The sequence below is a fragment of the Mycolicibacterium hodleri genome, from assembly GCF_025822245.1.
In the GTDB taxonomy this organism is placed as follows: Bacteria; Actinomycetota; Actinomycetes; order Mycobacteriales; family Mycobacteriaceae; genus Mycobacterium; species Mycobacterium hodleri.
The window spans coordinates 16,197-36,737 of the sequence record NZ_JACKTL010000051.1; the positions used below are offsets into that span (position 1 = coordinate 16,197).

Genomic DNA, 20,541 nt, shown 5'->3' on the forward strand with positions numbered 1-20,541 from the left:
TCTACCACCGCAGGTTTCGCGGCAGCAGGTCCCATACGTGTTCGGTGCCGTTGATCGACGCGACGTTGAGGCCGGCCCTTCGCGACGACAGCAGTCGCGTCACGCCCGCGTAGTCCACCTGGACGCACAGCAGCCGCTCGGTCTTCATGACGGTGTGCACCACGGCGTTGATGACGCCGCCGTGGCTGAACACCGCGACCGTCTCGTCGTGCCCTGCGGCCGCGACGACGTCGTCGACGCCGGCCCTCACCCTGGCGATGAAGGCGTCCTCGTCCACGTCACCGGGCAGCCGCCCGCTCATCAGGCGCTTGAGGTCCTCCTCCGAGGCCTGCTCGATCGGGGTGTAGTGCGACAACCCGTAGTCGTATTCGGCGAGGCGTTCGTCGACCTCGATTGGCAGCCCCAGGGCGTCGGCGACCGGTTGCCCGGTCTGCAGGGCGCGCCGCTGCGGGCTGCTGACCAACCGCGTGATGGGAAACCGCTTCAGCGCGTCGGGTAGCCGATTGGCCTGCTCGACGCCCTCGGCGGACAGGTCGGGGTCCGACCCCTGCCCGGCCTCGCTGCGAAGGGGTAGCGCATGTCGAACCAATAGCAGTTGCACCGTGACACCATATGGCTGCCGAGAGGGGAGAGACCCACCGTGGGGTATGCCGACGAGTTGTTCGACCTGACCGACCGGGTGGTGCTCGTCACCGGCGGCAGTCGCGGTCTGGGCCGCGAGATGGCCTTCGGCGCAGCCCAATGCGGCGCCGACGTCGTGATCGCCAGCCGGAACCTCGAATCGTGCGTCGTCACCGCCGAGGAGATCTCGGCCGCGACCGGCCGCACCGCGTTCCCGTACCAGGTGCACGTCGGGCGGTGGGATCAGCTCGACGGACTGGTCGACGCCGTCTACGACCGGTTCGGCAAGGTCGACGTGCTGGTCAACAATGCCGGCATGTCACCGCTCTACGAATCGCTGACGTCGGTGAGTGAGAGGCTCTTCGACGCGGTACTCAACCTGAATCTCAAGGGCCCGTTTCGGCTTTCGGCGCTGATCGGCGAGCGCATGGTCGCCGCGGGTGGCGGCTCGATCGTCAACGTCAGCTCCGTCGGCTCCATCCGGCCGACGCCCGACCTGCTGCCCTACGCCGCGGCCAAGGCGGGGTTGAACGCCCTGACCGAGGGCCTTGCGAAGGCCTATGGTCCGACCGTGCGGGTCAACACGTTGATGGCGGGCCCGTTCCTCACCGACGTGAGCAAGGCCTGGAATCTGGACGGCACCGAGACGCCGTTCGACGACCTGGCTCTCGAGCGCGCCGGACAGCCCAGCGAAATCGTCGGCGCCGCACTGTTTCTCGCTTCCGACGCGTCGAGCTTCACCACCGGGTCGATCCTGCGGGTCGACGGGGGCCTCCCCTAGCCCACCCCGGGCGATTTGCGGTGTCTTAGGAGCGCTCACCGCTCCTGATCGCACACAAATCGCGGGTGGGGCTAGGCAGCTAGGGGGTGACGATCGCGAAGTTCGGGTCCGGGCGGTCCAGCACGCCGAGCAGCGACGCCATCGCGGAGGCGTCACCCGCGATCTGCACCCCTGGCGAGGCGGTGTCGCCCGTGGCGAAGGTCACCAGCCGCAGCTTGTTCACCACCGTGACCGTCGCCGTGGCGGTCTGCGGGTCGGCGGATGTCTTGCGATACACCAGCACCCCGTTGCGCAACGTCAAGCGGTAGTTCGCCGCCAGATCCTCGAAGGTGACGTCGAGGGCGAGGTCCAAGCCCCAGGCCTTGGGCCCGTTGACGCTGATCGCGAAGCTGTCGAACATCTGCTCCGGCGTCAGCTGCGACAACAGCGACAGCGACGTCGTCTGCGCCGGCGTACCGAAGTTGCCCTCGCGCAGTTCGGTGGCGCCGCCGAGGAAGAAGTTGCGCCACGTGGCGTTCTCCGCGCCGTAGGCCAACTGTTCCAACGTGTCGGCGTACAGCGTCCTGGCCCCGTCGTGGTTCTCGTCGGTGAAGATGGCGTGGTCCAGAAGTGTTGCAGCCCAGCGGAAGTCGCCTTCGTCGAAGGCGGTACGGGCGATCTCCACCACCCAGTCGAGGCCACCCATTGCGGCCACGTAACGCGGTGCGATCGCCTCGGGCGGGTGCTGCCACAGCCGTGCCGGGTTGCCGTCGAACCAGCCCATGTAGCGCTGGTAGACGGCCTTCACGTTGTGGCTGACCGACCCGTAGTAGCCATGCGTATGCCAGGCCTCGTGCAGCGCGGGCGGCATCTGGAACGTCTCGGCGATCTCGATGCCGGTGTGGCCCTGGTTGATCAGCCGCAGGGTCTGATCATGCAGGTATGCGTACAGATCCCGTTGCAGGGACAGGAATTCGACGATGCGCTCCTCGCCCCACGTCGGCCAGTGATGCGAGGCGAACACGACGTCGGTGCGGTCGGCGAACGCGTCGATTGCCTCGGTGAGGTAACCCGACCACGCGTGCGGGTCGCGCACCAGCGCACCGCGCAACGTCAACAAGTTGTGCAGATTGTGCGTCGCGTTCTCGGCCATGCACAGCGCCCGGTAACGCGGGAAGTAGAAGTGCATCTCGGCGGGCGCCTCGGTGCCCGGCGCCATCTGGAACTCGATCTCGACGCCGTCGACGGTGCGCGTCTCACCCGTGGCGGCCACGTTCACGGTCGGCACGATGACGGCCACCTCACCGGTCGACGGCGTCTGTCCGAGGCCGCACCCGACCTGACCTTGCGGTCCGCGGGCCAGCACGGTGCCGTACATGTACGCCGCCCGGCGCGTCATCGCCGTGCCCGCGTAGACGTTCTCCTGCACCGCGTGCTCGATGAACCCCGCCGGCGCGATGACCTCCACCCGGCCCGCGTCGACGTCGGCCTGCGTCGTCACCCCGAGAACGCCACCGAAGTGGTCGACGTGGCTGTGGGTGTAGATGACGGCGGTGACGGCGCGATCTCCCCGGTGCGCGCGGTAGAGCGCCAGTGCGGCCGCCGCGGTCTCGGTGGACACCAGCGGGTCGATCACGATGACGCCGGTGTCGCCCTCGATGAAGCTGACGTTGGACAGGTCGAGGCCGCGGACCTGGTAGACGCCCGACACCACCTCGTAGAGGCCCTGCTTGGCCGCCAGCGTCGACTGACGCCACAGGCTGGGGTGCACGGAGGTCGGCGCGTCCCCGGTGAGAAACGAGTAGACGTCGTTGTCCCACACCACGCGACCGTCGGCGGCCTTGACGACGCAGGGTTCGAGTGCGGCGATGAAGCCGCGGTCGGCGTCGGCGAAGTCCCTGGTGTCGGCGAACGGAAGACCGCTCACGTGCTCGGCGTGGGCCGTTTCGATCACGGCGGTGGGCGGCTTCTGGTCCATGCCCATGACCCTGCCACCACGCGATGGCGGGTGAGGCCGAAACTCACACGCGGTGCAGTGTGACGTCCGACAGCACCGCGTCGTGGACGGTCGCCGTCATGTAGGTGCAGAACGGTTGCCGGCGCCGATCGGTCGGGGAGCCTGGATTCAGCAAACGCAGGCCCGTCTCGGCGGTGGTGTCCCAAGGGATGTGACTGTGCCCGAACACCAGCACGTCCACGTCGGGGTACGCCTTCGCCATCCGCTGGTCCCGGCCCGTCGACGCACCCGTCTCGTGCACGACGGCGAAGCGCACCCCCTCGAGCTCCACGTCGGCGCGTTCGGGCAACCTTTGCCGCAATTGGTCACCGTCGTTGTTGCCCCAGCACCCCACCAGCCGCGCGGCCCGGGCCTCCAGCTCGTCGAGGAGTTCGGGCACCACCCAGTCACCGGCGTGAAGCACCACGTCGACGTTGCCCACGCGGTCCCACACCGAGGTCGGCAGGTCCTTGGCACGCTTCGGCAGGTGGGTGTCGGCGATCAACAGCAACTCCACGCCGTCCACGGTAACCGCAATACGGCAGACGCACTCACTCCGTTGCTGGGATTTCGTTTACCGGACCACGTAGGCTGGCGGGCACGTGCTCCAAACGGAGGAAAATTGACGCTGCGATCAGCGACCTGGGGGGGTCCATGACGGTACGGCCCCGCAGCCGGGCGACGATCGCGCCTGCCACCGGCGTGCTCCTGGTGTTTGCCAGCTGGCTTGCATTCGGGTGGGGCGGACCGGTGGTCACGGCGTGGTTCAGTGAGGTCGCCTCGGTGGTGGCCAGCGCGTTCGCCACCAGCTGCACGGTCGCGGCCGCCCGCCACACCCACGGGCGCCAGCGGAAGTCCTGGGTGTGCCTGTCGGTCGGCCTGTCCGGATGGGTAGCCAGCAATCTGTTGTGGGCCTACCTCGAGCACGTCGCCCACCAAACCCCCTCGGCGCCGGGCCTAGTAGACCTCGGCTACCTCCTGCTACCCGTCAGCGGCTGTGCGGCGGCGCTCTTCGTGCCCTTCGGCGGCGCCCGGTCCAGCCTGCGCATCGTCCTCGACGGAGTGCTGGTCGCGACGGCACTCTTCGCCATCGCGTGGACCACGTTCCTGCGGGAGCTCTTCGAACTGAGCAACGTGTCGGGTCTCGCGTTCGCCGTCTCGGTGGCCTATCCGGTCGGCGACGTCGCCATGGTGACCTTCGCCCTGGTGATCGTCGCGCAAGCCAGGCCCGGTCGTCGGCTTCCCCCGGCGCTGCTGGCGGTCGGGTTGGCACTTCTCGGCGTCGCCGACGGCATCTACGTCGTCGAGGCTGCGCACGGCGAGTATCCGAGCCCCGCCATCACGATCGGGTGGGTCACCGGTCTTTACGTCATCGGACTTGCCGGCCTCGTGGCGCAGCGCCTCCCCGCCACCTCGCTGCCCTCCATGCGCGCGACGCCACGCGCCGTCTTCTGGGTTCCCTACGTGCCCGTGCCGTTCGCCGTCGTCCTCGGCGCTCGCGAACTGTTTGCCGGAGAGAGCCAGCCGATCCTGATCGCCGGGATCGTCCTGATCTTCGTCGCGCTGGCCCGCCAGTTCGTGCTGCTCGACGAGAACCGCCGGCTTCTCGAGATCGTGGCCGAGGTGGCGCTGCGCGATCCGTTGACCGATCTCGCCAATCGGGCCCTGTTCAACGACCGACTGGCTCACGCCATCGAACTGCGCGGTCGCACGGGCGCACCCGTCGGCGTGCTGGTGGCGGACCTGGACGACTTCAAACTGGTCAACGACAGCCTCGGCCATCCCGTCGGCGACGAGTTGTTGCGCAGCGTGAGTGACCGCATCCAGTCCGTGGTGCGCCCCGGCGACACCGTCGCCCGGCTCGGCGGCGACGAATTCGCGATCCTCGTCGAAGATTCGCCCGCCGTCGCCGACCAGATTGCCACGCGCGTGGTTCGGGCCATGGGCGAACCCTTCGTGGTCGACGGTCGCCCGGTCGACGTGCGACTCAGCATCGGGCTGGCCACCGCCGCCGGTGATGCGGACCTCTCTGCCGAGGAGCTGTTCAAGCGGGCAGATCTGGCGATGTACTCGGCCAAACGGGCGCACGCCGGGTCTCGCAGCTTCACCCCCAACATGCGGCAAGACGCCACCGAGTTGAACCTCCCCAGCCAGCAAGAGCGGACGGGCTGCCGCAGCGGCGTCGCCCGCATCGAGTTCCTGAGCGACCTGCGACGGGCCGTCGACGACGGCGAACTCGATCTGGTCTACCAACCGAAGATCAGCCTGCACACGTGGTCAGCCGTCGGCGTCGAGGCGTTGATCCGTTGGCCACACCCGGAATTCGGGCTGCTCGAACCCGCTGACTTCCTCCCGATGGCCCGCGAGAACGGGATGATGGAGACCCTCACCGACTTCGTGCTCGACCGCGCACTGGCCGATGCCGCCGGCTGGCGCGCGGCGGGCGTCGACATGCCGGTAGCGGTTAACGTGTCGGCGCCGTCGCTGAACGACGACGCGCTGCCGGACCGGGTGCTGTCGGTGCTCGCCCGCCACGGGCTGCCACCCGCCACGCTCACCGTCGAGATCACCGAAGACGCGTTGGTGTCCAGCGTCGCCCGGGCCAGAACCGTGCTCGAGGAGCTGCGGGATTCCGGTGTGCGGGTTGCCATCGACGACTTCGGAAGTGGTTATGCCGCAATGACCTACCTCCACGAACTGCCGGTCGACGAACTGAAGCTCGACCGGGAGTTCGTCAAGCCGATCCTGCACGACGAACGCGCCGCCGCCATCGTCGTGTCCGTGCTGCACCTGGCGAAGGGGTTCGGGCTGGCCTGCGTGGCGGAGGGTGTCGAGGACCGGGCGACGGCGGAACTGTTGAAGAGTCATGGCTGCGGTTACGCCCAGGGCCACTACTTCAGCCGGCCGGTGAGCGCACAGGCCATCAGGCACTGCATGCCCGCGGCCGCACCCGCCGTTACGGCGACGACAGCAGTTCGGCCATCCTGGGCATGATTGCCTGCAGTCCCTTGAACGGGCGCATCATCACCTTGAACGAGACGATGCGGTCGTCGTCGTCCCACCGGATCGCGTCGATGCCGTTGACGTAGACGCCGTCGACCGTGGCCTCGAACTCCAGGACCGCCGAGCGATCGCCGACCCATTGCTCGACGTAGTGGAAGTCGGTGCCGCCGAACATCTTCGCCGCCGCCATCAGGTAGGACGCCGTCTTTGCCCGGCCCTCCTGAGGGGTGAACACCGCCGGTGAGTAGAAGACCGCGTCGTCGTGGAGTAGGTCGTTCAGCGCGGCCGGGTCGTGGCCGCCGTCGATGAACTGGTGCCAGCGATCGATCACAGACGACGTCATGGGGTCATCTTCGCAGGGCGCGTCAGTGGTTGGACGCAAACCCGTCGACCACCGTGTACCCGATGTCCTTCAGGATGCCGAGCTCGATGGGGCTGAGCGTCCTCAGCCGTGGACCGGTACCGCTGAAGGCATTCATCAGCTGCTGGTTGGCGCCGGTAAAGGTGTCGTCGTCCAAGTGCGCCACCGCGCTGTTCGAAAACTCAGCGGGCGTGTAGACCGGCACGGGTCCGCCGTACGCGGCAACCGCATTGGGACCGGCGAAGTACAGGCCGCCGTCGCCCCCAGTCAAGTTCGCGTCGAAGGCCGTGTCCCAGGTGAAGTCCTTCGTGATCACGGGGTTCCCCGCATCATCGACGACATAGCCGTCGTACACCGCCCAGTGCGTGCCAGTGTTCGTGCCGGGCGCACCGGCAATGGACGTGAACCCGAACGAATGCAGCAGCTCGTGAATCACGATGGCCCGGAAGTCGAACTCGGTGCTTGCGACCGAATCGCCGAGCGCCCAGGAGTAGCCCCAGTTCCAGTTGAGGATGCCGTCGGCTGCCGCGCCGTTGACGTCGATGCCGTTGGTCATCTTGTACTGGACCACGGTCGGACAGAACGAGGGCACGCTGAATCCGACCAATCCGCTTCCGGCCGAGGCTAGCACGTCGCTCTCGGGGTCCGACGTACCGGAAACGGCATAGCTGAGCGTGACCGGCCTCGTGACCAGGAAGTAGGCCGTCATGGCGTCGGCCGCGTCCTTCAATGCGGCTCGGCGAGCGGGTGTCCAGGTGTTCGCGCCGGTCGTGTAGTTGAAGTCGAACTTGATGGCGCCCTGGTTGACCAGCGCACCGGCGGCAGTACCGGTTCCGCGGAACGGGTCGAGCAGGTTGACGTGGAGACCGAGGTCCTGGGCCACCACCACGAACGAGTCGACGCCGTCGAAGCCCTCGGCGGGGGTGTAGGTAAAGCTGCCGTCGGCGTTCAGTGCCACGGTGCCCGACGACGGACCCCGCACCAGTCGATAGACAATCGCGTCGTTCTCCGGATCGGTGGCGTCGACGCGACCGTTGACCACCGTGTTGGACAGGCCGCTCACCGTAAGAGGAGCCACCGTCGGCGCGAGGTTGAACAGAGTTCGGCGCGTGGTCCACAGCGCTCCCTCCAGATGCCATTTCAGCGCTTCCGGCACGGGGAGCGAATCGATCCACCCCTGCGAGGAATTCGTCCACGCGGTCAGCTGATCGGTGATGAACTGCTGTCGCGGGTCGACCGGCGCCTCGACCTGAACCGCCCATGGTGGGGTCGAATTCACCGCCGGCGCAACGTCCTTGGTGATCTCCGGGGTGGGTGTGCTGACCGGTGCGGCCGCCACGGGCTTGGCGGCGACGCTCTTCTCGTCGTCGTCTTCGCTCTTGGTGACGTCACTCGTCTTGACGTCGTCCTTCTTGACGTTGATGTTCTTGACGTTGCCGTTCTTGACGTCGCTGTTCTTGGCGTCGCGCTTGGTGGTCTCGGGCTCGTCGTCCTTCTCGGTGTCGGCCTCGTCCCTCACACTCGAGGACGGCGAGGCTCCCACCGAGGTCTTCGGTCCCGAATCGGGATCGGCCGCCGACCCCGGCGGCGACGAGTGGGCCGCCCCCGACCCCGATCCCGCTGCGCCGGTGGACGACCCGCCGTCGTCTGACCCCGTAGATCCGCCGGAGGCCGACGATGACGCCCCCGACTCGTCGGCGAGCGCGACACCGACCTGCGGGCCCAGCGACGACAGCCCGAACAATGCCGCACTCACGCCGGCCGAGGCCGCCCCCAGCTGCAGCCAACGCCGCATGCCCGCCATGTAATGACCCCCACGTCAATTAATTCTGAGCAAAGGTACAACAGCGGTCGCGGTGGTGCAGCTATTCCTGGGGGCTGGCTGCGTCCGGCAGCAACGGCGGGCAGGTGCCCGTCGCGTCGGCGGTGAGCTCGAAGTGCCACGCCTCGTTGGCGTAGACCTGACACAACCCGTAGCGAGAGCCGTTGGCCGCCAGCCACTGATCCGCGCCGGCGCCCCCGACGTCGACCGCCTCCCCCACGACGTGCTTCGACTTCTGGGGGGTCTGAACGTACCTCCGCGCCGCAGCGAGGCTGCCGTAGGTCTGGACGGCGTCGTCTAGGAGCTGCTGCTGAAACTCCGGCGACCGCCACCCCGAGGTGACGGTCATGGTCACCCCGTCGGCCGACGCGGCGACCGCGGCGCTCTGAAGGGCACTCAGCAAGCCCGGGTCGAGTCGGCCGACCGCCGGGTCCGCGACGTCGAACACGGACGCGCCGGGATCGGCCGCGGCGAGCCCGGGACTGACCCCGAGCGCCACGAAGACCACCACCGCGACGGCGATCGACCGCATCGTTCACCCCTTCACCTAGACGCCACCCGACCGTACGGAGCGGCGGGTGCCTGCGTCGAACCGGGGTGTTCGGCGTTCCGGTCACAGCCGTACCGACATTTGCCGTAACGTCATCCCGCGGAGGATTTGCCAGCAAGACAAGCCTGTGGCATGAACGAGGAGAGTTACACATGCCAGCGAGCGACGACGAACCGGCCGCCAAGTACCAACTCCACTGGCTGCCGATCACCGCGGCCTACTGGGTCGTGGCGGCCATCGTCGCGATCGTCGCCGGGAACGCCTGGCTGTTGTTTGCGTTCTGGCTGGCCAACCCGGCAGTGCTGGCCGCGGCCTGGCTGCTCTGGGTGAAGGTACTGCCACGGCTGAGCCGTGATGCTGAGTGCGCCCGAAGGGATTCGAACCCCTAACCTTCTGATCCGTAGTCAGATGCTCTATCCGTTGAGCTACGGGCGCGTGCTATTCAGTTGTACGGCTGACGCGAGTCAGCCGCGGCGGAGGCGAGAGGATTTGAACCTCCGGTCCGCTTTAAGACGGACAACTCATTAGCAGTGAGTCCCATTCGGCCGCTCTGGCACGCCTCCTGACCGATCCCGAGGGTACCGGACGTGAAAGCAATCCCCAGAACCGCCGAGGAGGAAGCGTACACAGGGGGCACCGCCGAAGGCAAAGCAGCGTCTCGGCCACCCCTAGACTGGTCGCGTGACCGCCCGTCTCCGCCCCGAACTCGCCGACCTGCCCGCCTACACACCCGGCAAGACGGTGCCCGGGGCGATCAAGATCGCCAGCAACGAGACCGTCGACGGTCCGCTGCCCAGCGTGCGGGCAGCGATCCTGGCCGCGACCGACGGCATCAACCGCTACCCCGACAACGGTTACGTCGAGCTCAAGGAACGCCTCGCCAAGCATCTCGACGGCGGCGCCTTCGCCCCCGAGCACATCTCGGTGGGCTCCGGCTCGGTCAGCCTGTGCCAGCAGCTCATCCAGATCACCACGACGGTCGGCGACGAGGTGCTCTACGGCTGGCGCAGCTTCGAGATCTACCCGCTGCAGGTCCGCACCGCGGGCGCCACCCCGGTCCAGGTGCCGCTGACCGACCACACCTTCGACCTGGACGCGATGCTCGCCGCGATCACCGATCGCACCCGGCTGATCTTCATCTGCAACCCGAACAACCCGACGTCCACCGTGGTCGACCCCGACGCGCTCGCCCGCTTCGTCGCCGCGGTCCCCAGTGACATCCTCGTCGTCCTGGACGAGGCGTACGTCGAGTACATCCGCGACGGCATGCTGCCCGACAGCTTCGGCTTGGTCCGCAACCACCGCAACGTCGTTGTCCTGCGGACGTTTTCGAAGGCCTACGGGCTGGCCGGCCTGCGCATCGGCTACGCCGTCGCCGATCCGGACGTCATCTCCGCGCTGAGCAAGGTCTACGTCCCCTTCACCGCCACCAGCGTCTCTCAGGCCGCCGCCATCGCCTCCATCGACGCCGCCGACGAGTTGCTGGCGCGCACCGACGCCGTGGTCGAGGAGCGGGCCCGCGTCACCGCGACGCTGCGCGAGGCCGGCTTCACCGTGCCGCCGTCGCAGGCGAACTTCGTCTGGTTGCCGCTCGCCGAGGACACCAATGCCTTCGTCAACGGTGCCGCCGACAACCGGATTCTGGTGCGGCCCTATGGTCAAGACGGTGTGCGCGTCACCGTCGCCGCGCCGCACGAGAACGACGCCTTCCTCGAGTTCGCCACCGCTTGGATGGGACACAGATGAGTACCGCGCGAAAGACGTTCGCCGCGTTGACCGAACGCACCGAACAGATACCCGACGCCGAGCTGGACGCGTTCTGGGACACCCTGCAGCCGGCCACCCTCGACTTCATGATCGGGGAATGGAAGGGCGGCGAGTTCGACACCGGCCACCGCGCCAACGGGTTCATGAAGCGGCTCAACTGGTTCGGCAAGACGTTCCTGTCCGCCTCCGACGCCAAGCCGCTGGTCTGTCTGGACGCCGACGGAAACAAGTTCTCCAACACCGAGGCCATGAAGGGCGAGGCCAGCCTGTGGCTCGAGGAGTTCCGCGGCGAGGTGACGGCGTCGATGGTCTACGACGGCGCACCGGTGCACGACCACTTCAAGAAGGTCGACGACAACGCCGTCATGGGCATCATGAACGGCAAGGGCTCGCTGGACGACAGCACCGGCTCGCCGCGTCACCTGTACTTCTACCTGGAACGCGTCTAGCCCCTATCGTCTCTCAGATGAGGACGCGCGTTCTGGTCGCCACCGGGCTCGTCGTGGTCGCCACCGCGGTAGCTAGCTGCGACCGGACCACCGATGGCACGGTGGCCATGACCACCCAGGCGGGTCCGCCGCTTCCGAGCTCGACGTCGTCGCGGCCCACGCCGTCCTCACCAAGAACCACGCTTCCGCCGTCGTCGTCCCCCGCCCCGCCGCCGGGCGACTCGTTCGCCGTCACCTGCAAGCAGTACGTCGGGCTCGACGAAGCGAGCCGCACCGCGGTGGTCCAGGAGATCCTCAAGGACGAGACCTCGGTGCTCAGCCCGGGTGACGCGGACATCGCCAAGACGCTCGCCGACGCCGTGTGCACGTTCCTGCCCGACAGCACGGTGGCCGAGATCCTCCTCGGCGAGACCCCGCCCTGAGACCGGCTGCGGCTGGCCGTAGCCTTCCTGCCATGGGCGATGCATACGAATCCCTCACCGTCGACGTCGACGATCACGTCGCTCGCGTCACGCTGACGGGTCCCGGCAAGGGCAACTCGATGGGGCCGGCGTTCTGGGCCGAACTCCCCGTGGCGTTCACCAAGCTCGACGCCGATCCGGACGTCCGCGCGATCGTGCTCACCGGATCGGGCAAGAACTTCAGCTACGGGCTGGACCTGGCGAGCATGGGCGGCACCCTGGCGCCGGTGCTCGCCGACGGGGCGATGGCCAAGCCTCGCACCGAGTTTCACACCGAGCTGAAGGCCATGCAGGGCTCGATCACCGCGGTGGCGGACTGCCGCACACCGGTGATCGCGTCGGTTCACGGCTGGTGCATCGGCGGCGGCGTCGACCTGATCTCGGCGGTCGACCTGCGCTACGCGAGCGCCGACGCGAAGTTCTCGGTGCGCGAGGTCAAGCTCGCGATGGTCGCCGACGTCGGCAGCCTGGCGCGGCTGCCGCTGATCCTCTCCGACGGCCACCTTCGCGAACTCGCGTTGACGGGCAAGGACATCGACGCCGCCCGCGCCGAGAAGATCGGTCTGGTCAACGACGTCTACCCCGACGCCGAGGCCTCGCTGGCCGCCGCGCACGAGACCGCCAGGGAGATCGCCGCCAACCCACCGCTCGTGGTGCGGGGCATCAAGGACGTCCTCGACGAGCAGCGCACCGCGCAGGTGTCGGCGAGCCTGCGATACGTGGCGGCGTGGAACTCGGCGTTCCTGGCGTCGAAGGACCTTACCGAGGGCATCACCGCCATGTTCGCCAAGCGGCCGCCGGAGTTCACCGGCGAGTAGCGCCGTGCAAAGAGCGGTGGCGGAGGGATTTGAACCCCCGGACGGTGTTAGCCGTCTCTCGCTTTCAAGGCGAGTGCATTAGGCCGCTCTGCCACGCCACCGCCGACAACTCTAGGCGAGTGGGCTCCGAACCACCCTCGCGGGCGGTAGTAGCGTTGGGCCCATGCGTGCGATCGTTGTCGAACCAGGCCCGAACCTTGCCTGGGGAGAAGTCCCTGACGTCACCGCCGCCGACGGCGAGGTGGTCATCGACGTCGTCACCGCGGGGGTGAACCGCGCCGACCTGCTGCAGGCCGCCGGTCATTACTCGCCGCCTCCCGGCGCCAGCGAGACGATGGGCCTCGAAGTCTCCGGCCGGATCTCGGAAGTCGGTGCGGGGGTCACCTCGTGGACCGTCGGCCAACCGGTCTGCGCCCTGCTCGCCGGTGGCGGCTACGCCGAGCGCGTCGCCGTACCGGCCGGGCAGGTCATGCCCATTCCCGACGGTCTCGGCCTGCACGAGGCCGCGGCACTGCCAGAGGTGGCGTGCACGGTGTGGTCCAACCTCGGGATGACCGCGCACCTGGCGGCCGGCCAGACGGTGCTGTTCCACGGCGGCGCAAGCGGTATCGGCACGCACGGCATCCAGGTGGCGCGCGCGCTGGGGTGCCGCGTGGCCGTCACCGCCGGGTCGGCCAAGAAGTTGGAGGTGTGCCGCGCCCTCGGTGCCGACATCACCGTCAACTACCGCGACGAGGACTTCGTCGAGCGGGTCAAGGCGGAGACCGACGGAGTCGGTGCAGACGTCATCCTGGACCTCCTCGGGGCGTCGTATCTGGACCGCAACATCGACGCCGTGGCGCCGGACGGCCGCATCATCGTCATCGGGTTCCAGGGCGGACTGAAGGCGGAGTTGAACTTCGGCAAGCTGATGGCCAAGCGCGCCGGCGTCATCTCCACGGCACTGCGCTCCCGACCGGTCGACGGGCCGTCGGGCAAGAGCGCCATCGTCGCGTCGGTGGTGGAGAACGTGTGGCCGATGGTCGCCGACGGTCGGGTACGTCCCATCGTCGGCGCGGAGCTTCCCGTCGAAGAGGCCTCCGACGCCCACCGCCTACTGGAGTCCGGCGACGCTCACGGGAAAGTGCTTCTGCGCGTTCGAGATTGAGCTATCCGAGCGAGGCAATCGCGCGCACCAGCTGGTCGACCTCGGCCATCGTGGTGTAGTGCGCCAGCCCGACGGTGACGGCGCCGCCGATGTCGTTGACCCCGATCAGGTCGAGCACCCGCGAGGTGGTGTTCAACGACGCCAGCACCCCGTTGTCGGCAAGCCTCTGCACCACCCGCGGGGCTGGCACGCCGTCGAGGGCGAAGCTCAGCACCGGGATGCGTTCCTCGGGCTGGCCGATGACCATCACCAACGGCAGCGACCGCAACGACGTCAACAGGTACTCGAACAGCCGGTCCATGTAGGCCGCCGCCGATTGCATTGAGACCGAGAGTCTTTCGCGACGGGTACCGGTCGCCGACTCGTCGAGGTTCGCCAGGTATTCGACGCTGGCCACCACCCCGGCGAGCATGCCGAACTGGTGGGTTCCCATCTCCAGCCGTTCGACTCCGGCGGCCAGCGGGTCCAGCGACACCGCACCGAACGACTCGATGGTCGACGGGTCGCGGAACACCAGCGCACCAATGGGCGGGCCACCCCACGCCACGGTGTTCACCGCGAGGATGTCGGCCTCGATCTCGTTGACGTCGACCAACCGGTACGGCGCCGCGGCCGAGTGGTCGACGACCACAGTGCCGCCGTTCTCGTGCAGCAGCTTGGTGACCGGACGCAGGTCGGTGACGGCGCCGATGGCCGAGGACGCCGACGTGATGGCGACCAGCTTGGTGGGCTTGTCGATGAGTGATTCCCACTGATAGCCGGGCAGTTCACCGGTCTCGATGTCCACCTCGGCCCACTTGACCTTGGCGCCATAGCGATTCGCGGCGCGCAGCCAGGGTGCGATGTTCGCCTCGTCGTCGAGACGCGTGACGACCAGTTCGTGCCCCAGCCCGACCCGCGACGCCGAGGCGTCGGCGAGCGAGGTCAGCAGGATGGCCCGGTCGGCGCCCAGCACGACCCCGCGCGGGTCGGCTCCCACCAGGTCGGCCACCGCCTGCCGGGCGGCGTGCAGCACCGCGGCGCTGCGCAGCGCGGCGGGATGCGGCCCTTGGCCGGTGGTCATCGAACCGCGGAACGCCGTCGAGACGGTGGTCGCCACGGAGTCCGGCAGCAGCATGCCGTTCTGAGCGTCGAAGTGCACCCAGCCGTCGCCCAGAGACGGGTGCAAACCACGCACCCGGGCGACGTCGTATGCCATGCCTGCCACCTTCGAGCCCTGTGAATACCGCGACCGAACCGATTGCCGATGGTGCCCGGCGTGTGCACGCCGTGACGGACCAATTCACCTGCGTGGTCATACTAGTGCAGTGAGCCTGGCGTCCGGAGTGGTAGTCGCGTGGGCGTTGCTCATCATCCCAGGAGCAACCATTGCGCGGGCCGCGCAGCTAACGTGGCCAACCGCGGTCGCCGTCGCTCCGGCACTGACCTACGGCACCGTAGCGCTGGCAATTCTTCCCCTCGGAGCCGTCGGCGTCCCGTGGACTCTGGTGACCGCATTCCTCGCCTTCCTGATCGTCGTCGCCGTCGTCGCGGGTTTGCAGGCAGCGCGGACGCGGTGGCGCGACCGCCCCGCGGACGGGGAGCACATTCCGCCGGGACCGGCGCTCGTCGTCGCCGCGGGCGTCGTCCTCGGTGCGACGTTGATCACACTTGCAGCAATCCGCGGCATGCCCAACTGGCAATCCATCCCGAGCACCTGGGATTCGGTCTGGCACGCCAACACGGTCCGGTTCATCCTCGAGACCGGGCAGGCCTCGCCCACCCACATGGGCGAGCTGCGCAACGTCGAAACCCACGACGCGCTCTACTACCCGTCGGCGTTTCACGCGCTGGTCGCGATCCAGTGTCAGCTCACCGGCGCCGCTGCCACCACTGCCTACACGCTGAACTCGCTGGCCGTCTCCGTCTGGCTGTTCCCGGCCAGCGCGGCGGCGCTGGCGTGGCAACTGCTGCGCGGCCGCGAGGTCGGCCAATGGCAGGCGGCGGGCTCGGCGGCGGCCGCGGCGGCACTGGCCGCGTCGTTCACCGCGGTGCCCTACGTCGAGTTCGACACCGCGTCCATGCCCAACCTGGCGGCGTACGGGTTGGCCGTGCCGACCATGCTGCTGACGGTGTCGGCGTTGAGACACCGCGACCGCATACCGCTGGCCGTGCTCGCGCTGCTCGGGGTGTTCTCGGTGCACATCACCGGTGGCGTGGTGACGGTGTTGTTCATCACGGGGTGGTGGTTGGCCGAAGGGCTCTGGCGGCCGATCCGCGGGCGGCTGGCCGACTTTGGCACCCTGGTCGCGATCGCAGCGCCGGCGGTGCTTCTGCTGCTGCCCCAGTTCGTCGGCGTCCTCCAGCAGGCCGAGATCATCGCCGGGCACGAATTCGACACCCACGAGGGCAAGAAGAAGGCGCTGTTCGACGCCGTCGTACAGCACACCAGACACCTCAACGACTATCCGATCCAGAACGCGCTCATCGCGCTGGCCGCCGTCGGCTTCGTCATCCTCCTGATCCGGCGCATCTGGTGGCCCGCGGCGATCTGGCTGGTGCTGGTGTACTCGATCGTGCACTCGTCGGCGCCGTTCGGCGGAGTGATCGGCAAGGTCACCTCGCTGTTCACCGACCTGTTCTACAGCGATCCCCGCCGCCTGTCGGCGGTGGTGACGTTGCTGCTCGTGCCCATGGCGGGCATCGCGCTCTTCACCGTCACTTCGGCCGCCCTGGCGGGGCTGCGACGGCTGGCCCCGCGGCTGAACAGCCGTGTCGGCCACGCCGTCACCGCGGTGGTCCTCGTGCTCGTCCCGGTCGGCCTGGCCTGGCACTACTTCCCCCGCCACCGGCACCTCATCGGGGAGAAGTACGACAAGGTGATCATCGACGACAAGGACCTCGAGGCGTTTGCCTACCTGTCGACCCTGCCCGGGGCCCATGACACCCTGATCGGCAACGCCAACACCGACGGCACGGCCTGGATGTACGCCGTCACCGGTCTGCATCCGCTGTGGACGCACTACGACTATCCCCAGCAGCAGGGACCGGGCTACCACCGCTTCATCTTCTGGGCCTACGCCGACGACGCCGACACCGATCCCCGGGTCGCCGAGGCGGTCCACGCGCTCGACATCAGGTACGTCATCACCAGCACACCGGTGGTCCGCGGGTTCGTCATGCCCGACGGACTAGTGTCGCTAGGCAAGTCGAAGTCGTGGAGGCTGATCTACGACAACGGCGAGGACCACATCTATGAGTGGCAGGGACGTTAGATCCAAGGGAGTGTCAGACGTGACGAGTAACGCCGACGAGAACGACATCGAGATCATCGGGGACGTCTCCGCGATGGGCGACGACGCCGACGGCAAGTCCCTGAGCGATCTGGTCGAGCAACCGGCCAAGGTCATGCGGATCGGCACCATGATCAAGCAGCTGCTCGAGGAAGTGCGCGCGGCTCCCCTCGACGACGCCAGCCGCAGCCGGCTCCGAGACATCCACGCCCGCAGCGTGCGCGAGCTCGAGGAGGGACTCGCGCCCGAACTGCGTGAGGAACTCGAGCGGCTCGCCCTGCCCTTCGGCGAGGACACGCTGCCGTCGGACGCCGAGCTGCGGATCGCCCAGGCTCAGCTGGTCGGCTGGCTCGAGGGTCTGTTCCACGGCATCCAGACGGCACTGTTCGCCCAGCAGATGGCGGCGCGGGCCCAGCTCGAGCAGATGCGGCAGTTGCCGCCGGGCGCCGCCGGTGCACCAGGGCCACGCGGCCCGGGCAGCGCCGGCACGGGGCAGTACCTCTAGCGGTGGCCGACCCCCAGATCGAGACCCGGAACGCGTGGGTCGAATTCCCGATCTTCGACGCCAAGTCCCGATCGCTGAAGAAGGCGTTCCTGGGCAAGGCGGGCGGCACGATCGGGCGCAACGAGTCCAACGTCGTCGTCATCGAGGCCCTCCGCGACATCACCCTCTCGCTGAAGATGGGCGATCGCGTCGGCCTCGTCGGCCACAACGGCGCCGGCAAGTCGACGTTGCTGCGCTTGCTGTCGGGCATCTACGAACCGACCCGCGGGTCGGCGACGGTCCGCGGCCGGGTGGCGCCGGTGTTCGACCTTGGCGTCGGCATGGACCCCGAGATCTCCGGCTTCGAGAACATCGTCATCCGCGGCATGTTCCTGGGGCAAACCCGTAAGCAGATGGCGGCCAAGGTCGACGAAATCGCCGAGTTCACCGAACTCGGGGACTACCTCTCGATGCCGCTGCGCACCTACTCGACCGGCATGCGGGTGCGGTTGGCCATGGGCGTGGTCACCAGCATCGACCCGGAGATCCTGCTGCTCGACGAGGGCATCGGCGCGGTGGACGCCGAGTTCATGAAGAAGGCCCGCACGCGGTTGCAGGATCTGGTGGCCCGGTCCGGAATCTTGGTGTTCGCCAGCCATTCCAACGAATTCCTGGCCCAGCTGTGTGACACCGCCATGTGGGTGGACCACGGCACGATCAGGCTGGCGGGCGGCATCGAGGACGTCGTGCGCGCCTACGAGGGCGACGACGCGGCCCATCACGTCCGCGAAGTCATCGAGGAGAACAAGCGCTCGGACGTCCGGCGTGACTGATCGCGTCATCGCCGTCGTGGTCACCCACCGGCGCGTCGCGGAATTGGCCCTGTCGCTGGACGTCGTGTCCGGGCAGACCCGAGCCCCCGACCACCTGATCGTCGTCGACAACGACGACGACGACCGCGTCCGGGAACTGGTTGCCGCACAACCCATTCCGACCACCTACCTCGGGTCCCGCCGCAACCTGGGCGGGGCGGGCGGCTTTGCGCTCGGGGTGCTCACCGCCCTGTCACTCGGCGCGGACTGGGTGTGGTTGGCCGACGACGACGGCCGACCGGCGGACGCCGCCGTCCTCGGCACGTTGCTGGACTGCGCGACCCGTCACGAGCTGGCCGAGGTCTCCCCCATGGTGTGCGACCTCGCCGATCCGACCCGGTTGGCGTTCCCGCTACGCCGCGGGTTGGTGTGGCGAAGGTGGGTGCACGAACTGCGCACCGACGGATCCGGTGACCTGCTGACGGGCATCGCGTCGCTGTTCAACGGCGCGCTCTTTCGCGCCGCGACGCTGGAAGCCGTTGGCGTTCCCGACATCCGGTTGTTCATCCGCGGCGACGAGGTGGAGGTCCACCGTCGGCTGGTGCGGTCGGGACTGCCGTTCGGCACGTGCCTCGACGCGGTGTACCTGCATCCCCAGGGCTCCGACGAGTTCAAGCCGATCCTCGGCGGTCGGATGCACACCCAGTACCCGGACGACGCCACCAAGCGCTACTTCACCTATCGCAACCGGGGTTACGTCCAATCCCAGCCCGGCATGCGTCGACTGATCCCTCAGGAATGGGTGCGATTCGGCTGGTTCTTCCTGGTGACCAAGCGCGACCCGGCCGGGCTGCGGGAATGGATCCGGTTGCGGCGGTTGGGCAGAAACGAGAGGTTCTCCAGATGACCTTCATCGACGCGGCGGCGCAGTCGAAGACCTTCGGCCGGGCCTGGGGCGACCTCACCGAGGGCTTCGGCAAGCGCGAGCTGTGGTTGCACCTCGGCTGGCAGGACATCAAGCAGCGCTACCGCCGCTCGGTGCTGGGGCCAATCTGGATCACCATCGCGACCGGCACCATGGCCGTCGCGCTGGGCGGGCTGTACTCCACGCTGTTCCACTTGCCGCTGGCCGAGCATCTGCCCTACGTCACCCTCGGGCTGATCATCTGGAACCTGATCAACGCCTCCATCCTCGAGGGCGCCGACGTGTTCGTCGCGAACGAGGGCCTCATCAAACAACTTCCGACCCCGCTGTCGGTGCACGTCTACCGGCTGGTGTGGCGCCAGATCATCCTGTTCGCGCACAACATCGTCATCTTCGTCATCATCGCCATCATCTTCCCCCAACCGTGGAAGTGGACCGACCTGGCGTTCATCCCCGCGCTGATGTTGATCTCGTTGAACTGCGTGTGGGTGGCGCTGTGCTTCGGCATCCTGGCCACCCGATACCGCGACATCAGCCCACTGTTGTTCAGCCTCGTGCAGCTGTTGTTCTACGTCACGCCGATCATCTGGAACGACCAGACGCTGCGACAGCAGGGCGCGGGCACCTGGGCCAAGGTCATCGAGTTCAACCCGCTGCTGCACTACGTCGACATCGTGCGCGCGCCGCTGCTGGGGGCCGACCAGGAGCTTCGGCACTGGGTGGTGGTCATCGCGCTGACCGTGGTCGGTTGGACCGTCACGGCCTTCGCGATGCGGCAGTACCGCTCCCGGGTGCCGTACTGGGTCTGACTAGCGGCGCGGCGCCTTCATCCGCGTGGCGACGTTGAAGCGGTTCCACGCGTTGATGGTGACGGCCATCGCAATCACCTGGGCCAGCTCCTTCTCGGTGAACACCGCCGCGGCCTTGGCGTAGACCTCGTCGGGAACGTGTCCGTGATGGAGCTCGGTGATGGCCTCCGTCAGCTCGAGGGCCGCCCGCTCCCGGTCGGTGAACAGGTCGCCCGCCTCCTCCCACGCCGCGACCAGCGCCAGGCGCTGCTCGGTCTCGCCGTTCTTGCGGGCGTCGGCGACGTGCATGTCGAGGCAGAACGCGCAGTGGTTGACCTGAGAGGCGCGGATCTTGATCAGCTCGCCGATGCCCGGGTCGACGTCCTTGGCCGACGCGGTCGAGAGCCTCATCATCGCGTCGTACAGCTCGGGCGAGACCTGGTAGATCGACAGGCGGTCGATGGCGGTGGGGTGTTCGAGTGTTTGTGTCATGACCACCACGCTA

At 68.0% G+C, this 20,541-nt stretch carries 21 protein-coding genes and 3 tRNA genes; 13 read left to right on the plus strand and 11 right to left on the minus strand.

Annotated elements, in window-relative coordinates; genetic code table 11:
- Position 1 precedes the first annotated feature (1 nt).
- A complete protein-coding gene (locus tag H7J06_RS21625) occupies positions 2–601 on the minus strand; it encodes a histidine phosphatase family protein (protein WP_264041170.1) in 600 nt (199 codons plus the stop codon).
- A 39-nt stretch (positions 602–640) separates the two neighbouring features.
- On the opposite strand from H7J06_RS21625, the gene H7J06_RS21630 reads away from it, so the two are divergent.
- Positions 641–1,402: an SDR family NAD(P)-dependent oxidoreductase gene (locus H7J06_RS21630; RefSeq protein ID WP_264041171.1), complete on the plus strand. Its 762-nt coding sequence runs from the start codon at positions 641–643 to the stop codon at positions 1,400–1,402.
- Between the two features lie 79 nt (positions 1,403–1,481).
- On the opposite strand, the gene H7J06_RS21635 is transcribed toward H7J06_RS21630, so the two are convergent.
- Positions 1,482–3,359 (minus strand): alkyl/aryl-sulfatase, encoded by a 1,878-nt coding sequence (locus H7J06_RS21635; RefSeq protein ID WP_275079726.1) that lies wholly within the window; start codon positions 3,357–3,359, stop codon positions 1,482–1,484.
- A gap of 43 nt (positions 3,360–3,402) precedes the next feature.
- On the minus strand, positions 3,403–3,894 hold the full coding sequence (locus H7J06_RS21640) for a metallophosphoesterase family protein (protein ID WP_264041173.1): 492 nt from the start codon (positions 3,892–3,894) through the stop codon (positions 3,403–3,405).
- A gap of 137 nt (positions 3,895–4,031) precedes the next feature.
- On the opposite strand from H7J06_RS21640, the gene H7J06_RS21645 reads away from it, so the two are divergent.
- On the plus strand, positions 4,032–6,371 hold the full coding sequence (locus tag H7J06_RS21645) for a putative bifunctional diguanylate cyclase/phosphodiesterase (RefSeq protein ID WP_264041175.1): 2,340 nt from the start codon (positions 4,032–4,034) through the stop codon (positions 6,369–6,371).
- Here H7J06_RS21645 and H7J06_RS21650 read toward each other — a convergent pair.
- From H7J06_RS21650 to H7J06_RS21660, 3 genes are all read right to left on the minus strand, one after another.
- Positions 6,334–6,723, minus strand: a complete 390-nt coding sequence (locus H7J06_RS21650; protein ID WP_264041176.1) for a nuclear transport factor 2 family protein — start codon at positions 6,721–6,723, stop codon at positions 6,334–6,336. The genes H7J06_RS21645 and H7J06_RS21650 overlap by 38 nt on opposite strands.
- Before the next feature lie 22 nt (positions 6,724–6,745).
- Positions 6,746–8,545, minus strand: a complete 1,800-nt coding sequence (locus tag H7J06_RS21655) for an Ig-like domain-containing protein (RefSeq protein ID WP_264041177.1) — start codon at positions 8,543–8,545, stop codon at positions 6,746–6,748.
- A gap of 61 nt (positions 8,546–8,606) precedes the next feature.
- Positions 8,607–9,095, minus strand: coding sequence for a M15 family metallopeptidase (locus tag H7J06_RS21660; RefSeq protein ID WP_264041179.1), 489 nt, complete (start codon positions 9,093–9,095; stop codon positions 8,607–8,609).
- A gap of 170 nt (positions 9,096–9,265) precedes the next feature.
- On the opposite strand from H7J06_RS21660, the gene H7J06_RS21665 reads away from it, so the two are divergent.
- Positions 9,266–9,502: a hypothetical protein gene (locus H7J06_RS21665; RefSeq protein ID WP_264041180.1), complete on the plus strand. Its 237-nt coding sequence runs from the start codon at positions 9,266–9,268 to the stop codon at positions 9,500–9,502.
- On the opposite strand, the gene H7J06_RS21670 is transcribed toward H7J06_RS21665, so the two are convergent.
- Both H7J06_RS21670 and H7J06_RS21675 read right to left on the minus strand, forming a co-directional pair.
- A tRNA-Arg gene (locus H7J06_RS21670) sits at positions 9,476–9,548 on the minus strand. The two genes, H7J06_RS21665 and H7J06_RS21670, sit on opposite strands and share 27 nt — an antisense overlap.
- Positions 9,549–9,587: 39 nt before the next feature.
- Positions 9,588–9,676, minus strand: a tRNA-Ser gene (locus H7J06_RS21675).
- A 118-nt stretch (positions 9,677–9,794) separates the two neighbouring features.
- Here H7J06_RS21675 and H7J06_RS21680 point away from each other — a divergent pair.
- From H7J06_RS21680 to H7J06_RS21695, 4 genes are read left to right on the plus strand one after another with little or no spacing between them, the layout of a single operon-like run.
- Positions 9,795–10,859 carry a pyridoxal phosphate-dependent aminotransferase gene (locus tag H7J06_RS21680; protein ID WP_264041181.1) on the plus strand — a complete coding sequence of 355 codons (1,065 nt, stop codon included), beginning with the start codon at positions 9,795–9,797 and terminating at the stop codon, positions 10,857–10,859.
- Complete coding sequence (locus H7J06_RS21685; protein WP_264041182.1) at positions 10,856–11,329, plus strand: DUF4334 domain-containing protein; 474 nt, start codon at positions 10,856–10,858, stop codon at positions 11,327–11,329. Before H7J06_RS21680 ends, H7J06_RS21685 begins: the two co-directional genes overlap by 4 nt.
- 17 nt (positions 11,330–11,346) lie before the next feature.
- Positions 11,347–11,751, plus strand: coding sequence for a hypothetical protein (locus tag H7J06_RS21690; RefSeq protein ID WP_264041183.1), 405 nt, complete (start codon positions 11,347–11,349; stop codon positions 11,749–11,751).
- Between the two features lie 32 nt (positions 11,752–11,783).
- Entirely contained in the window at positions 11,784–12,608 is an 825-nt protein-coding gene (locus tag H7J06_RS21695) for a crotonase/enoyl-CoA hydratase family protein (RefSeq protein ID WP_264041185.1), read from the plus strand.
- 14 nt (positions 12,609–12,622) lie between these two features.
- Here H7J06_RS21695 and H7J06_RS21700 read toward each other — a convergent pair.
- Positions 12,623–12,709 (minus strand) — tRNA-Ser (locus H7J06_RS21700).
- A gap of 62 nt (positions 12,710–12,771) precedes the next feature.
- Here H7J06_RS21700 and H7J06_RS21705 point away from each other — a divergent pair.
- Positions 12,772–13,755, plus strand: coding sequence for an NAD(P)H-quinone oxidoreductase (locus tag H7J06_RS21705; protein WP_264041186.1), 984 nt, complete (start codon positions 12,772–12,774; stop codon positions 13,753–13,755).
- Between the two features lies 1 nt (position 13,756).
- Here the strand turns inward: H7J06_RS21705 and H7J06_RS21710 are convergent, their stop codons facing one another.
- Complete coding sequence (locus H7J06_RS21710; protein WP_264041188.1) at positions 13,757–14,953, minus strand: cysteine desulfurase-like protein; 1,197 nt, start codon at positions 14,951–14,953, stop codon at positions 13,757–13,759.
- A gap of 109 nt (positions 14,954–15,062) precedes the next feature.
- Between H7J06_RS21710 and H7J06_RS21715 the strand changes: the two genes are divergently transcribed.
- Genes H7J06_RS21715 through wzm form a run of 5 tightly spaced genes read left to right on the plus strand, consistent with a single transcriptional unit; the run spans position 15,063 to position 20,057 of the window.
- Entirely contained in the window at positions 15,063–17,009 is a 1,947-nt protein-coding gene (locus tag H7J06_RS21715; RefSeq protein ID WP_264041189.1) for a DUF6541 family protein, read from the plus strand.
- 19 nt (positions 17,010–17,028) lie between these two features.
- Positions 17,029–17,532 (plus strand): bacterial proteasome activator family protein, encoded by a 504-nt coding sequence (locus H7J06_RS21720; protein ID WP_308205815.1) that lies wholly within the window; start codon positions 17,029–17,031, stop codon positions 17,530–17,532.
- Between the two features lie 2 nt (positions 17,533–17,534).
- On the plus strand, positions 17,535–18,344 hold the full coding sequence (wzt, locus tag H7J06_RS21725; RefSeq protein ID WP_264041192.1) for a galactan export ABC transporter ATP-binding subunit Wzt/RfbE: 810 nt from the start codon (positions 17,535–17,537) through the stop codon (positions 18,342–18,344).
- Positions 18,337–19,230: a galactofuranosyltransferase GlfT1 gene (gene glfT1 / locus H7J06_RS21730; protein ID WP_264041193.1), complete on the plus strand. Its 894-nt coding sequence runs from the start codon at positions 18,337–18,339 to the stop codon at positions 19,228–19,230. Before wzt ends, glfT1 begins: the two co-directional genes overlap by 8 nt.
- Positions 19,227–20,057, plus strand: coding sequence for a galactan export ABC transporter permease subunit Wzm/RfbD (gene wzm / locus H7J06_RS21735; RefSeq protein WP_264041194.1), 831 nt, complete (start codon positions 19,227–19,229; stop codon positions 20,055–20,057). Before glfT1 ends, wzm begins: the two co-directional genes overlap by 4 nt.
- Here the strand turns inward: wzm and H7J06_RS21740 are convergent, their stop codons facing one another.
- The gene (locus H7J06_RS21740) at positions 20,058–20,528 is read right to left on the minus strand and encodes a carboxymuconolactone decarboxylase family protein (protein ID WP_264041196.1); all 471 of its coding nucleotides are present in this window, start codon (positions 20,526–20,528) and stop codon (positions 20,058–20,060) included.
- Between the last annotated feature and the right edge of the window lie 13 nt (positions 20,529–20,541).

Excerpts from the sequence above, each read along its gene's own strand:
- H7J06_RS21740 (WP_264041196.1), bottom strand. The coding sequence starts at position 20,528 with ATGACACAAACACTCGAACACCCCACCGCCATCGACCGCCTGTCGATC.
- wzm (WP_264041194.1), top strand. The coding sequence starts at position 19,227 with ATGACCTTCATCGACGCGGCGGCGCAGTCGAAGACCTTCGGCCGGGCC.
- H7J06_RS21685 (WP_264041182.1), top strand. The coding sequence starts at position 10,856 with ATGAGTACCGCGCGAAAGACGTTCGCCGCGTTGACCGAACGCACCGAA.
- H7J06_RS21645 (WP_264041175.1), top strand. The coding sequence starts at position 4,032 with ATGACGGTACGGCCCCGCAGCCGGGCGACGATCGCGCCTGCCACCGGC.
- H7J06_RS21710 (WP_264041188.1), bottom strand. The coding sequence starts at position 14,953 with ATGGCATACGACGTCGCCCGGGTGCGTGGTTTGCACCCGTCTCTGGGC.
- H7J06_RS21650 (WP_264041176.1), bottom strand. The coding sequence starts at position 6,723 with ATGACGTCGTCTGTGATCGATCGCTGGCACCAGTTCATCGACGGCGGC.
- H7J06_RS21660 (WP_264041179.1), bottom strand. The coding sequence starts at position 9,095 with ATGCGGTCGATCGCCGTCGCGGTGGTGGTCTTCGTGGCGCTCGGGGTC.
- H7J06_RS21705 (WP_264041186.1), top strand. The coding sequence starts at position 12,772 with ATGCGTGCGATCGTTGTCGAACCAGGCCCGAACCTTGCCTGGGGAGAA.
- H7J06_RS21690 (WP_264041183.1), top strand. The coding sequence starts at position 11,347 with ATGAGGACGCGCGTTCTGGTCGCCACCGGGCTCGTCGTGGTCGCCACC.
- H7J06_RS21665 (WP_264041180.1), top strand. The coding sequence starts at position 9,266 with ATGCCAGCGAGCGACGACGAACCGGCCGCCAAGTACCAACTCCACTGG.
- H7J06_RS21655 (WP_264041177.1), bottom strand. The coding sequence starts at position 8,545 with ATGGCGGGCATGCGGCGTTGGCTGCAGCTGGGGGCGGCCTCGGCCGGC.
- H7J06_RS21635 (WP_275079726.1), bottom strand. The coding sequence starts at position 3,359 with ATGGACCAGAAGCCGCCCACCGCCGTGATCGAAACGGCCCACGCCGAG.
- H7J06_RS21695 (WP_264041185.1), top strand. The coding sequence starts at position 11,784 with ATGGGCGATGCATACGAATCCCTCACCGTCGACGTCGACGATCACGTC.